General features: G+C 63.8%; 10 protein-coding genes. 5 read left to right on the top strand and 5 right to left on the bottom strand.

Annotation, left to right across the window (positions count from 1 at the left end; all coding sequences use genetic code 11):
* Positions 1–9 precede the first annotated feature (9 nt).
* Entirely contained in the window at positions 10–1,353 is a 1,344-nt protein-coding gene (locus EGJ22_RS02455) for an OprD family porin (protein ID WP_029887317.1), read from the top strand.
* A gap of 244 nt (positions 1,354–1,597) precedes the next feature.
* Here the strand turns inward: EGJ22_RS02455 and EGJ22_RS02450 are convergent, their stop codons facing one another.
* Positions 1,598–3,346, bottom strand: a complete 1,749-nt coding sequence (locus EGJ22_RS02450) for a BCCT family transporter (protein WP_029887316.1) — start codon at positions 3,344–3,346, stop codon at positions 1,598–1,600.
* Between the two features lie 314 nt (positions 3,347–3,660).
* On the opposite strand from EGJ22_RS02450, the gene EGJ22_RS02445 reads away from it, so the two are divergent.
* From EGJ22_RS02445 to EGJ22_RS02435, 3 genes are all read left to right on the top strand, one after another.
* The gene (locus EGJ22_RS02445; protein ID WP_029887315.1) at positions 3,661–3,978 is read left to right on the top strand and encodes a hypothetical protein; all 318 of its coding nucleotides are present in this window, start codon (positions 3,661–3,663) and stop codon (positions 3,976–3,978) included.
* Positions 3,979–3,985: 7 nt separating this feature from the next.
* Positions 3,986–4,183: a DUF1289 domain-containing protein gene (locus EGJ22_RS02440; protein WP_029887314.1), complete on the top strand. Its 198-nt coding sequence runs from the start codon at positions 3,986–3,988 to the stop codon at positions 4,181–4,183.
* A 241-nt stretch (positions 4,184–4,424) separates the two neighbouring features.
* Positions 4,425–5,213: an ABC transporter substrate-binding protein gene (locus EGJ22_RS02435; RefSeq protein WP_064314590.1), complete on the top strand. Its 789-nt coding sequence runs from the start codon at positions 4,425–4,427 to the stop codon at positions 5,211–5,213.
* A gap of 21 nt (positions 5,214–5,234) precedes the next feature.
* On the opposite strand, the gene EGJ22_RS02430 is transcribed toward EGJ22_RS02435, so the two are convergent.
* The 4 genes from EGJ22_RS02430 to EGJ22_RS02415 are packed head-to-tail and all read right to left on the bottom strand — an operon-like array spanning position 5,235 to position 10,370.
* Positions 5,235–6,254: an XdhC family protein gene (locus EGJ22_RS02430; protein WP_029887313.1), complete on the bottom strand. Its 1,020-nt coding sequence runs from the start codon at positions 6,252–6,254 to the stop codon at positions 5,235–5,237.
* A 50-nt stretch (positions 6,255–6,304) separates the two neighbouring features.
* A complete protein-coding gene (locus EGJ22_RS02425) occupies positions 6,305–7,648 on the bottom strand; it encodes a cytochrome c (protein WP_029887312.1) in 1,344 nt (447 codons plus the stop codon).
* Between the two features lie 17 nt (positions 7,649–7,665).
* Positions 7,666–9,915: a molybdopterin cofactor-binding domain-containing protein gene (locus EGJ22_RS02420; protein ID WP_029887311.1), complete on the bottom strand. Its 2,250-nt coding sequence runs from the start codon at positions 9,913–9,915 to the stop codon at positions 7,666–7,668.
* Complete coding sequence (locus EGJ22_RS02415) at positions 9,915–10,370, bottom strand: (2Fe-2S)-binding protein (protein ID WP_009686563.1); 456 nt, start codon at positions 10,368–10,370, stop codon at positions 9,915–9,917. Before EGJ22_RS02415 ends, EGJ22_RS02420 begins: the two co-directional genes overlap by 1 nt.
* 243 nt (positions 10,371–10,613) lie before the next feature.
* Between EGJ22_RS02415 and EGJ22_RS02410 the strand changes: the two genes are divergently transcribed.
* Complete coding sequence (locus EGJ22_RS02410) at positions 10,614–12,800, top strand: OsmC domain/YcaO domain-containing protein (RefSeq protein ID WP_029887310.1); 2,187 nt, start codon at positions 10,614–10,616, stop codon at positions 12,798–12,800.
* The last annotated feature ends 3 nt before the right edge of the window (positions 12,801–12,803 follow it).

Raw genomic sequence — 12,803 nt, 5'->3', positions numbered from 1 at the left:
GAGCATCCGATGACTTGCAGATACCCCCTTAAACTGGCTGCATGCCTGGCCTTGGCCAGCTTCGGTGGCCAGGCACTGGCCGCCGAAAAGAACACGGACGGCTTCATCGAAGGTAGCACCCTCGATGTGCTCAACCGCAACTTCTACTTCAACCGTGACAACCGCGACGCTGCAGCGCCCACGCACAACCCGCGCAAAGCGGCTGACAATGGCTACTCCGAGGCCTGGGCTCACGCCGTGATCGCCCGCTTCGAGTCGGGCTTTACCCAAGGCACGGTCGGTGTCGGCGTGGACGCGTTCGCCATGCTCGGCCTCAAGCTCGATACCGGCGGCGGCCGTAACGGCGGGCGCAGTTCGTTCGATGTATTGCCGGTGGACCATGACGGCCAGGCGCGCGATGAATACACCAAGGTTGGCGGCGCAGCCAAGGTGCGCCTCTTCGATACGGTATTGAAGGTGGGCGATGTGTTTCCGGTTAACCCGGTGGTCGCCGCAGGCGACTCACGGCTGTTGCCCGAGAGCTTTCGGGGCGCGACCCTGGAGAACACCAGCATCAAGGACCTGACCTTGCAGGCGGGGCGCCTGCATGCCATGAGCCAGCCCATGTCCAGCGGCATGCGGGAAAACTTCGCCACATTTTACGGCGGCCCGGTGGACTCGCCCTGGATCGCCTACGGCGGCGGCGACTACACCCTCAACGAATATGCCAGTGTCAGCCTGTTCAGCAGCCGGCTCAAGGATGTCTGGAACCAGTACTACGCCGGCACCAGCCTGAGTTGGCCGCTTGGCGAGCAACTGGCGCTGATTGGCGGTTTCAATTACTACAAGGCCGTGGACGAGGGGCGCCAGCGCCTGGGTGCTTTCGACAACGATATCTGGAGTGCCAAGCTGGGCGTGCGTTTCGGTGCCCACACCCTTGCGCTCACCCACCAGCGCAACAATGGCGACGACGACTTCGATTACTTGCGCCAGGCCGACTCGATCTTCCTCGACAACTCCATCCAGTACAGCGACTTCAACTCGCCCAAGGAGCGTTCGTGGATGCTGCGCTATGACCTGAACATGGCGGCCTATGGCGTGCCTGGGTTGTCGTTCATGACCCGCTACGGCAAAGGGAGCGACGCGGACTACAGCAACGCCAACGCCGTATATATGCGCCGGGGTGCCGATGGCAACCCGCTGACCGATCAGAAACGCTGGGAGCGCGATATCGAGGTCAAGTACGTGGTGCAGAGCGGTGCGGCCAAGGACTTGGCGCTGCGCGTACGCCAGGCCACCACCCGCGCCACGGCGTTCGAGTCGGACCTGGACGAAGTGCGGCTGATCGTCGAGTACCCACTGTCGATCCTGTGAATTCACCTTGGTAGCTTTCCAGCTCCTTTGGTTTGGGTGAATGTTTTGCGCCCCTTGGGTAATGCAAGTCAGTTAAGTAATTTGGGGTAGTCCAGGGTATCGCGCAGTTCTTGAGTTCAGCGCTAAACCTGTGGGAGCGGGCGTGCCCGCGAAGGGCTGCAAAGCAGCCCCAGTAACGCTCAACTGACAGGCATTACCTTTTGGGGCGCTTTTTTTGGGCAGTAGCCGTTACCGCTGCGCGGGTTCAGGTGTCTGCGGTTTCGCTCGCAGCCTCCGCCGTCTTGACCGACGCCTTTTTCTCCTGCACCACGATATAGAACTCTTCGCCATGCTTCACCGCCCCATACAGCACGGCTTTTTCGATCAGCTCGTTGCCGCGCAGCTGGCGCAGCATCATCGGGTCCTTGCGCAGGTCGCGGTACAGCGCCAGGCAAAGCAGCACCATCACCACCACGAACGGCAGGGCCACCACGATCGTCAGGTTCTGAAGCCCGGTCAGCGCTTCGCCAGGGTCCCGTGGGTCGCCGATCGCCAACATGATGGCCGCGACCGTCCCGGTCAGCGCGCCCCAGAAAATCACCGTGCGCCGCGAAGGTGCGGTGGTGCCGTGCTCCGACAGCGTGCCCATCACCAGCGACGCCGCGTCGGCGCCGGAAACGAAGAAGATACCCACCAGCACCATCACCAGCACTGACGTCGCAGAGGCCAGTGGGTAGCTGTCCAGCAACTGGTACAACGCATGGTTGCTGTTGACGGCCCCGTTGGCCAGCTGGAAAGCACCTTCGCGCAGGGCATCGACGGCCGCGCCGCCGAAGATGGTGAACCACACCAGGCTGACCAGGCTCGGCACCAGCAGCACGCCGGTAACGAACTGGCGGATGGTGCGGCCACGGCTGATGCGGGCAATGAACATGCCCACGAACGGCGTCCAGGAAATCCACCAGGCCCAATAGAACACTGTCCAGCCGGCCAGCCAGCTGTTCATCTGCTCGCCACCGCTGGCGTTGGTACGGGCCATCATTTCCGGCAGCATCTTGATGTAGATGCCGAGCGAGGTCGGCAGCAAGTTCAGCATGAGCAGGGTAGGCCCGACCATGAACACGAACAGCGCCAGCACCAGGGCCAGCACCATGTTGATGTTGGACAACCACTGGATGCCCTTGCCGATGCCCGATACCGCCGACGAGACGAAGGCGATGGTCAGCAGGGTGATGATGGAGATGTAGAACAGCTTGCCAGGGCTTTCGATCCAGCCGTTGTATTCCAACCCGCCGGCGATCTGCAGGGCGCCCAGGCCCAGCGAGGCCGCCGAGCCGAACAGCGTGGCGAAGATTGCCATCATGTCGATCAGCCGGCCAAGCGGGCCGTTGGCGTGCTTGCCGATCAACGGCCGGAAGGCCGCGGAAATCAACTGTGAGCGGCCCCGGCGGAAGGTCCCGTAGGCGATGACCAGGCCGACGATGGCGTACATGGCCCAAGGGTGCAAGGTCCAGTGGAAGAGGGTGGTCGCCATGGCGACCTGCATCGCTTCGCTGGTCTGCCCGCTGGCCGAGCCGGGCGGCGGCGACACGTAGTGCGACAGCGGCTCGGCCACGCCGAAGAACATCAGGCCGATACCCATGCCGGCACTGAACATCATCGCCACCCAGGACACCGTGCGAAACTCTGGCTGTTCGCCATCACGGCCAAGCGGTACCCGCCCGTAGCGGCTGGCGGCCAGCCACAGCACGAACACCACGAACAGGGTGGAGGTCAGTACGAAGAACCAGCCAAAGTTGAGAATGACCCACGATTGAGCGGTGGAGGCACTGCGCGCCAGGCTGGCCTGGTTGATGAAGCCCCAGAGCACGAAAGCGATGGCCAGGATGCTGGTGAAACCGAAGACCACCCAGTCCAGCTTGCCCTCGAAGCGCCGGTCCTGGCGGGCTTCTGCGGTTTTCGAGGGGTCGGTAACGCCAAGGTCGAGTGTTTCGTTGATGTGTTCCTTTACCATGAATGCTGAGGCCCCTGTGTGGCTTGCCTGTTCGTGCAGGCTTGTAGTTGTGTGAGCTACCGAGGGCGTTGGCGCCTCGGCCGGGTGGAGTGCTGGCGGAATTATCCTGCGCGGTCGGCGCCGGCACCTGTCCCGATAGCGTCCTGGGGCTGCCCTTGCGCGACTCGGCAAAGCGTTTTAGTTCTGGTGGCGATGAACCTTTCTGTCTCGGCTTCTGGTACGCTGGTGTTCATTACCCGGGGTTGCACATCAAGCACCGTAGAAGCGCTGTCGCGTGCGGGCCCGGCCGTACCAGGAAACGGAGATTCGTAATAATGGCCACTGACCGTGTGAGCCTGATTCATTTCGATAAACTGAGCATGAGCCCTGCCGCAGCCGAGCGGTTCCAGCGTGCTCTCGACGCGCTGGAAGCGCTCAAGCTGCAAGACCGTTACGTTTACCTCATCGCGCCTTACCTTGGGGATATCGCTGACGCTTGCGACGCCGAGCAATTGGCGACGGCCCTGGAACAGGGCCTGCGCGTAGTCGACGAGCTGTTGGCCGCCCACTCGGTCAACAAGGCCAAGGCCGATGAAGTGCGCAAAGTGTTCAAGGATGCTGGCGCGCGCGCGCGGGCTGAATTGCCCGGCTGAACGGCATATGGCCAAAGACATCGACAACCCCTGCGTTTCGCTGTGCCAGCTCAACAGTGAGCTGTGCGTAAGCTGCGGCCGTACCCGCGAGGAAATCCGCAAATGGCGGGGCATGAAGCGCCCCGAGAAGATGGCGACCGTGCAGCGGGCGGCCACGCGCATGAAGGCCATCGCCAAGAAGGCGGCCAAGCGGCAGGTCAGTTAAGCCCTGCTGGCAGCCCATCAGCCCCCACAGGGGGCGCAAAGCTTGAGGTTTGCACTGCTCCTGTGGGAGCCCGGCTTGCCGGCGATGGGCCGCACTCCTTTTTTTGCCCATAAAAGGTCCGCTAGTCGGCCTCTGATGGTCCAGACTGTATGCAGCCCCACGCCTGATGCAGCCGACCAGCATTGCTCAAGCCATTGGTCACCCAGCGGGGCGGCGAAGTTACAACTGCCGAGGGTCGTCGATGATCAAGCGTTGCCTGCGCCACGCCTTGCCCTTGTTGTGCCTGATGCTGCTGCCCCTGGCGGCGGTAGCCGATGACACATGCCGGCGGCTGACCGCCACCGGTAACCCGGAATACCCGCCTTACCTGTGGCGCGATCCGCGCAACCCGCAGCAGTTGATGGGTGCCAATGCCGATTTGCTCAAGCACCTGGGCAAGCAGCTCGGGCTGGAGATCGACGTAGTTGACGCGGGGCCGTGGTCACGCGCGCAGGAAGAAGTGCGCACTGGGCGGATCGACCTTCTGGCCGGGTACTTTCGCACCGAGGCGCGGCAACAGCACATGGACTTCATCGAGCCACCGTTCCTGGCCACCCCCAGCGTGGTCTGGGTGCGCCAGGGTGACGCCTTTGCCTACCGGCAATGGGCGGACCTGAAGGGCCGCAAAGGCGGTACGTTGGTGAACAACAGCCATGGCCAGCAGTTCGATGAGTACGCGCATGCTAATCTCACGCTCGAAGCGGTACCCACTGCTCGCCAGGCGTTCGAAAAACTGGTGCACAAGCGCAGTGCCTACGTGGTTTACGAACAGTACCCTGGCATGGCCCTGGCGCGCACACTGGGTATTGGCGGTGCCGTGCAGGTACTGCAGCCACCGGTCTCCAGTGAAGGGTTGTACCTGGCCATTTCGCATAATTCACCCTGCAACCAACCACAGCTGCGCGCAGCACTGGCCCGGGAAATGGCCAGGATCGTAGGCGGAGCCCTACCGCAGCAGTTGTTGAAGCAGAACATGGAGCAATGGCAATGACAGGTCGTGCGCAGGCCGTTGCTACAGCGCGTGGGCCAGTTGCTCGGCTTCCTTGGCGTTGCTGACGTTGACCGCGCCAGGCAAATGCACATCATTTTTTGCCGCCAGCAGCTCGGCCATCACGCTGACGGCGATTTCCGCCGGGGTCTTGCTGCCGATATAGATGCCTATCGGTCCATGCAAACGCTGCAGCGACGCTTCGCTTTCGCCGAAATGCTCGATTAGCCGCTCACGGCGCAGTTGGCTGTTGCGCCGCGAGCCGATGGCGCCAATGTAGAAGGCCGGGCTGTGCAAGGCTTCGAGCAAGGCCAGGTCGTCCAGCTTGGGGTCATGGCTGACGGCAACGATGGCGCTGCGCACATCTGCCTTGAAGGCACGGACCACATCGTCTGGCATGCCTGGCAGCAGGGTAACGCCGGGGATGCTCCAGCCTGCCGTGTATTCCGGGCGCGGGTCGCACAACGAGACACTGAAGCCGTTGAACAGGGCCATGGTTGCGAGGTACTCGGCCAGGGCGCCAGCACCGATCAGCAGCAGGCGGTAACCAGGCCCAAGGGTGCTGCACAGGCGCTGGCCATCAAACCTGAACAGTTGTGGGGTAGCGGTGGCAACCAGGCTGGCAGCACCCGTGTGCAAGTCGAGTTCGCGACACATCAGGTTGCCGCTGTCCAGGCTGGCCAGCAGTTGTTCCAGGTGCGACAACGCGGGCGCGAACTCCAGCACCAGTTCAAGGGTGCCGCCGCAGGGCAGGCCGAAACGGTGGGCTTCCTCGGCGCTGACGCCGTAGCGCACCACCTGCGGCTGGCCGCTGGGCATGCCGGGGCCGCCATAGGCGCTGGTGTAGCGGTGGATGAGGTCGTCCTCAATACAGCCACCGGATACGCTGCCAACCACCCGGCCATCGCTGCGCAGCGCCATCATCGAGCCGACCGGGCGCGGTGAAGAGCCCCATGTACGGGCGACCGTGGCAAGCAGGGCGCGGTGGCCGCCGGCAAGCCAGTCGCGGGTGGTGCGCAGCACCAGCAGGTCGATGCTTTCCATGGAAACTCCGTTACAACACTGTCGAGAAGGTTGGCTCAGGCATGCCCCCTTCAGCGCATATGCAAGATGATGGGGCTACTGCTGGCCGGGTCGGTGTGCCCGCGCAACTTGCTTACCGCCTGCGCGTCCACCGCGCCGCCCTGGTTGCCCCAGGCCGAGCGCACGAACGTCAGCACTTCGGCGATCTCCTTGTCCCCCAGTTGCTCGCGAAAGGCCGGCATACGGTAAGCATCAGGCACTCCAGCAGACACTACCCGCTGTGAACCGTTCAAGGTGATATTGATCGTCGACGCGTCTTCTTTGGCCAAAGCCGATGTAGCCCCGGCCAGTGGTGGCATCGATGGCGCCTGGCCCTTGCCGTCCAGGCCATGGCACGACGCGCAGCGGGTCACGTAGGTGTGCGCCCCGGGGGCGTCCAGCCGCTCGGCAGCCGACACTGCCTGGTACTGCCAGGGCGCGCCATCGCGCTGAGGGTCACCGGGCAGCGACTTCAGGTAATGGGCGATGGCGGCCAGGTCGTCGTCAGTCATGAACTGGGTGGAGTTGTTGAATGCCTCGGTCATCGAACCGAATACCACGGCATGGCGGTTGCGGCCGGTCTTGAGGAACTGGGCGATTTCAGCTTCGCTCCAGCGCCCCAACCCGGTGTTGTGGTCCGCACGCAGGCTCGGTGCATACCAACCATCGAGCAATGCCCCGGCCAGGTACGCTGTGCCGCTGTCGTCCAAGGCCTTTTCGTTGAACGCCAAACCACGCGGCGTGTGGCAACTGCCGCAGTGGCCAGGGCCCTGGACGATGTAGGCACCTCGGTTCCACTGCGCGTCCTGCCCCGCCTGGGCGGTGTACGGCGCGGTCGGGGCAAACAGGCCGTTCCACAGCGCAATGGGCCAGCGCAGGTTCAGCGGCCACGGGATATCGCTGGGCAGGTTGGCTTGCTTGGCCGGCTGCACGCCGTGCATGAAAAACGCATACAGCGCCTTTACGTCGTCATCGCTGAGTTTGGCGTACGAGGGGTAGGGCATGGCCGGGTACAGGCGCCGGCCACCGGGTGCCACGCCGTGGCGCACGGCGCGGTCGAAGTCCGCCAGGCTGTAGGCGCCGATGCCAGTGTCGCGATCGGGGGTGATGTTGGTGGCATGAATGGCCCCCAGTGGGGTGGCCATTTGTAGCCCGCCGGCGAACGGTTGGCCCTCTGGCAGGCTGTGGCAGGCGACGCAGTCGCTGAGCCGGGCCACGTATTCGCCACGGCTGACCAGCGCTGCGGCGGCGGTATCCGCCTGCGCGTCGGTGAACGGCGAAGCGGGCTCGCGGGTGACATACCAGGCAAGCAGGCCCGCCGCGATCAGGCACGGCAGCGCCAGCCAACCAGCGGTTCTTGCGAAGCGATGGGTCATGGGGCAATCCTCGTGCGTCAGCTGAAGGTGTGGCGGCTCATTGGCAGGCTGCGTACGCGCTGGCCGGTCAGTTGCGCCACCGCGTTGGCCACTGCCGGCGCGACTGCGGGCAGTGGCGGTTCGCCAATGCCGCCCATTTTCGCCCCGCTTTCGACAATGCGCACATGTACCCGTGCCATGCGCGAAGGCGGCAGGATCGGGTACAGGTCGTAATTGCGCGCGCGCGGCTTGCCATCCACGTACACCGCTTCTTCCACCAGCGTCTGCGACAGGCCCAAGGCCACCGCACCATTGACCTGGTGCTCGATGATGGCCGGGTTGACGATACTGCCGGGGTCGATGGCCTGCCAGATATCGTGCACCTTGACCTGGCCGTTCTCCATCGACACTTCGGCGATGACGGCTGCGTGCGAGCCGAAGGGCGAGGCTATGGCCACGCCACGGGCCCGCTTGCTGCCATCTTCGGCGGTGAACGGCCCGCGCTTCCAGCCCCCGGACAAGTCGGCGGCCGCGTTCAGCAGGGTGGTCAGCCGGGGGTTGTCGCGCAGCAGGTGCAGGCGCAGTTCGAACGGGTCCTTGCCACCTTTGTCGGCCAGTTCGTCTAGAAACGACTCATAGAAGAAGTCGTTCAGCGAGTTGCCCACCGAGCGCCAGTAGCCGAGCATGGCCGGGCCTTTGACATAGACCTGGGCAATGCGTTTGTTGGCGATGGCATAGGCCTTGCCCGACAGCCCCTCAAGCGCGGTGGGGTCGACCTTGTCGCCCTGCTTGCCCGCCAGGGCCTCGGTCGGGCCTTCGGTGGCGCTGACCGCTTCGATGGCCACCGGCAGGCCGTCGGCATCGAGCCCAGCGCGGAACTTCACCACGGCGACCGGGCGCAGTACATCACGCAGAAACTCTTCTTCGCGGCTCCAGATCAGTTTGACTGGCCGGCCCACCGCCTTGGCCAGGGCAATGGCCTGCGGGTAGGGGTTGGCCGATTCGTACAGGAAGTGGCGGCCGAAGAAGCCGCCCAACAGAGGCGAGTGCAGGTTGATCTGGCTGGTTTGCAGGCCGGTGCGTTGGGCGATGTCGTCACGGAACATGTCCGGGGCCTGGTTGGGCAGCCAGACATCCAGCGTGCCATCGGCATTGAAGCGGGCAAGGGCCGACGGTGGCTCCAGCTGGGCATGGTTCAGGTACTGGTTGTGGTAGCTGGCCTCGACCCGGGTCTTGGCATTGGCCAAGGCACCCGCTACATCGCCTTCGTTTTCTTCATCGCGCGCCGGGCCGTCGACCGTGGCCAGGTGCTCGCGCCAGCCGTCGCTGGAAAAATCAGCCGGCATCGCCCGTAGCGTGCTGTCGGCAGCTGGCTCTTGCCAGTCGACTTGAAGGGCTTCGACGGCGCGCTTGGCGTGCCACCAACGTTCAGCGACCACCGCTACCGCCCCTGGCAACTGATGCACCGAGTGCACGCCGTTCATTGCCTTGACCTGGCCTTCGTTACGCAGGCTGCCAACGGTCATGCCCAGGCGCGGCGCATGCTGCACGGCGGCGTGGAGCATGCCGTCCACCTTGATGTCGATGCAGTATTGGGCTTTGCCGGTGGATTTGTCGTAGGCATCCAGGCGCCGAACCGGCTTGCCGATCCAGCGGAACTGGCCAGGGTCGCGCAGCTTGACGCTGGCCGGGTCGGGTACCGGCAGGTCCATGGCCCGCCCGGCCAGTTCGCCGTAAGGCACCGAGCGGCCACTCGTGGTATGTACCACGTTACCCGGGGTGCTCGACAGTTCGGCCACTGGCACCCCCAGCTTTTCGGCGCCAGCCTGCAGCAACATGGCCCGGGCGAGGGCGCCCAAGCGGCGCATGGTGGGGTAGCTCATGCGTACCGACATGCTGCCGCCGGTAATCCGCATGCCGTTTTCCATCACCACATAGGCTTCGCCGGGTGGCGCGCTTTCGACCACGAAGTGCGCGGGGTCCACGTCCAGCTCTTCACCAACGATCTGGGCCATGGCGGTGAACGGGCCCTGGCCGCCTTCCATGAACGGGCTGAGCAGGCGCACCGTACCGTCTGGGCGAATTTCCAGAAACGCCGGCACTTGGGTGCCGCGTTCTGCTGTGGCCACGGCGGCGGCTTGCACCCGCGGCACGCCCACCGGCAGGCCGAAGCCCAGCACCAGTGCGCCCACGGCAGTGCCGGCGAGGAAGCGACGGCGTGACAGGTTGACCGTTTCGCCGCGCTGCAGGCCGAGCAGTTCGGCAGGGGTATCGACGGGTGTGTTCATCAGGCCTGCTCCCCTTGGGCCAAGTCGTGCATGGCGGCATGGATGGCGTTGTAGGTGCCGCAGCGACACAGGTTGACCATGGCTGCGTCGATCTGCTCGGCGCTGGGTTTGGGCGTGTGCTTGAGCAGCGCGGTGGCCGCCATCACCTGGCCGGACTGGCAGTAGCCGCACTGAGCCACCTGGTGGTCGACCCACGCCGTGACCACCCGTTGGCCGACCGGGTCGGCTTCGATCGCTTCGATGGTGGTGACCTCGCGGCCGACCACGCCGGCCACCGGGGTGACGCAGGCACGGACCACGTTGCCGTCGACCAGTACCGAACACGCGCCGCACTGGGCCAGGCCGCAGCCATACTTGGTGCCGGTCAGCCCTAGGTCATCGCGGATCACCCACAACAGGGGCGTGTCGGCGTCCGCCTCGACCTGGTAGGTCTTCTGGTTGATGCGTAGTTCCATGGTTCACCTGCCAGTCATCGGTTGTTGTCGCGGGGTCATGTCGGGTGGGGAATACATTGTTCCCCGGTGGGGAAACGCTAGCACAGGCCAGCGGCCACCGGTTTGAACCGGTGGCAGGTTCAGAGAATCAGGCAAGTAATCCGTTGGAATGCGCAACTGGACAGCCAGGCAGGACGTGCGCGGTAAAAACCCGGATAATGCCGGCCAATCTCGTCTTGCACGCTTAAATCACGGTAATCCCGCATGGAAATCAAGGTTAACTTTCTCGACAATCTTCGCCTCGAAGCGAAGTTCGACGACTTCACGGTGATCGCCGACCAGCCGATCCGCTACAAAGGCGATGGTTCGGCCCCGGGCCCGTTCGATTACTTCCTGGCGTCTTCGGCCTTGTGTGCGGCTTACTTCGTCAAGCTTTACTGCCAGACCCGTGACATACCGACAGAAAACATCCGCCTGTCGCAGAACAACATTGTCGACCCGGAAAACCGCTACAACCAGATCTTCAAGATCCAGGTGGAACTGCCCGAGGACATTTCCGAAAAGGACCGCCAGGGTATCCTGCGTTCCATCGACCGCTGCACGGTGAAGAAAGTGGTGCAGACCGGCCCGGAGTTCGTCATCGAGGTGGTCGACAACCTCGACGCCGATGCGCAGGGCTTGCTGATGCCGGTGTCCGATACCAGCACCTGCATCCCTGGCAAGGACCTGCCGCTGGAGCAGACCATCGCCAACATGTCGGGCATTCTCGCCGGGCTGGGGATGAAGATCGAGATCGCCTCATGGCGCAATATCGTCCCCAATGTGTGGTCGCTGCATGTTCGCGACGCGCAGTCGCCCATGTGCTTCACCAACGGCAAGGGGGCTACCAAGGAGGCCGCACTGGCCTCGGCGCTGGGCGAGTTCATCGAACGCCTGAACTGCAACTTCTTCTACAACGACCAGTTCTGGGGCGAAGACCTGGCCAATGCCGCGTTCGTGCATTACCCCGACGAGCAGTGGTTCAAGCCCGGCCCGCGCGACGCGCTGCCGGCCGAGATTCTCGATGCGCATTGCCTGGAAATCTACAACCCCGACGGCGAGCTGCGCGGCTCTCACCTGTACGACACCAACTCGGGCAACACGGCGCGCGGGATCTGCTCGCTGCCGTTCGTGCGCCAGTCTGACCAGCAAGTGGTGTACTTCCCGTCCAACCTGATCGAAAACCTGTTCCTCAGCAACGGCATGAGCGCTGGCAACACCCTGGCCGAGGCGCAGGTGCAGTGCCTGTCGGAAATCTTCGAGCGGGCGGTGAAGCGTGAAATCCTCGAAGGCGAATTGTGCCTGCCGGATGTGCCGCACGAAGTCCTGGCCAAGTACCCGGCCATCCTTGCGGGTATCCAGGGTCTGGAAGAGCAGGGCTTCCCGGTACTGGTCAAGGATGCCTCGCTGGGGGGTGAGTTCCCGGTCATGTGCGTGACCCTGATGAACCCGCGCACCGGTGGCGTTTTCGCCTCGTTCGGCGCCCACCCAAGCCTGGAAGTGGCGCTGGAACGCAGCCTTACCGAACTGCTGCAGGGGCGCAGCTTCGAGGGCCTGAACGACCTGCCGCAACCGACCTTCGAAAGCCATGCGCTGACCGAACCGAACAACTTCGTCGAACACTTCATCGATTCCAGCGGGGTGGTGTCGTGGCGTTTCTTCAGCGCCAAGGCCGACTTCGAGTTCGTCGAGTGGGACTTCTCTGGCCACGGCGCAGACTCCAACCAGCAGGAGGCGGCCACGCTGTTCGGCATTCTGGAAGACATGGGCAAGGAAGTGTACATGGCGGTGTACGACAACCTGGGCGCCACAGCCTGCCGTATCCTGGTGCCGGGTTATTCCGAGATCTACCCGGTCGAAGACCTGATCTGGGACAACACCAACCGCGCCCTGGCGTTCCGTGCCGACATCCTCAACCTGCACAGCCTCGACAGCCGCTCGCTGAAACTGCTGCTCAAGCGCCTGGACAACTGCGATGTCGATGACTACACCACCATCACCACGCTGATCGGCGTGGAGTTCGACGAGAACACTGCCTGGGGCCAGCTGACCATTCTTGAACTCAAGCTGCTGATCTGCCTGGCCGTACAGCGCTTCGAAGATGCCAAGGAGCTGGTCGAGGCGTTCTTGCAGTTCAACGACAACACCGTCGAACGTGGCCTGTTCTACCAGGCGCTGAATGTGGTGCTGGAGGTGCAACTGGATGATGAACTGGAGCTGGGCGACTACGAGGCCAACTTCCGCCGCATGTTCGGCAATGCGCGCATGGACGCGGTGCTGGGCTCGGTTGACGGCAGTGTCCGCTTCCATGGCCTGACCCCGACCAGCATGAAGCTCGAAGGCCTTGACCGGCACCTGCGGTTGATCGAGAGCTACAAGAAGCTGCATGCGGCGCGGGCCCGCTTGGCCTGATAG

Origin of the sequence: Pseudomonas sp. p99-361 (assembly GCF_003935475.1) — a bacterium.
In the GTDB taxonomy this organism is placed as follows: Bacteria; Pseudomonadota; Gammaproteobacteria; order Pseudomonadales; family Pseudomonadaceae; genus Aquipseudomonas; species Aquipseudomonas juntendi.
The sequence above is the reverse complement of the archived record's forward strand: the minus strand, read 5'-3'. Positions and strand labels throughout refer to the sequence as shown.

What these genes read in the sequence shown, in the direction of transcription:
- EGJ22_RS02455 (WP_029887317.1), top strand. Translation starts at nt 10, where the DNA reads ATGACTTGCAGATACCCCCTTAAACTGGCTGCATGCCTGGCCTTGGCC.
- EGJ22_RS02450 (WP_029887316.1), bottom strand. Translation starts at nt 3,346, where the DNA reads ATGGTAAAGGAACACATCAACGAAACACTCGACCTTGGCGTTACCGAC.
- EGJ22_RS02445 (WP_029887315.1), top strand. Translation starts at nt 3,661, where the DNA reads ATGGCCACTGACCGTGTGAGCCTGATTCATTTCGATAAACTGAGCATG.
- EGJ22_RS02440 (WP_029887314.1), top strand. Translation starts at nt 3,986, where the DNA reads ATGGCCAAAGACATCGACAACCCCTGCGTTTCGCTGTGCCAGCTCAAC.
- EGJ22_RS02435 (WP_064314590.1), top strand. Translation starts at nt 4,425, where the DNA reads ATGATCAAGCGTTGCCTGCGCCACGCCTTGCCCTTGTTGTGCCTGATG.
- EGJ22_RS02430 (WP_029887313.1), bottom strand. Translation starts at nt 6,254, where the DNA reads ATGGAAAGCATCGACCTGCTGGTGCTGCGCACCACCCGCGACTGGCTT.
- EGJ22_RS02425 (WP_029887312.1), bottom strand. Translation starts at nt 7,648, where the DNA reads ATGACCCATCGCTTCGCAAGAACCGCTGGTTGGCTGGCGCTGCCGTGC.
- EGJ22_RS02420 (WP_029887311.1), bottom strand. Translation starts at nt 9,915, where the DNA reads ATGAACACACCCGTCGATACCCCTGCCGAACTGCTCGGCCTGCAGCGC.
- EGJ22_RS02415 (WP_009686563.1), bottom strand. Translation starts at nt 10,370, where the DNA reads ATGGAACTACGCATCAACCAGAAGACCTACCAGGTCGAGGCGGACGCC.
- EGJ22_RS02410 (WP_029887310.1), top strand. Translation starts at nt 10,614, where the DNA reads ATGGAAATCAAGGTTAACTTTCTCGACAATCTTCGCCTCGAAGCGAAG.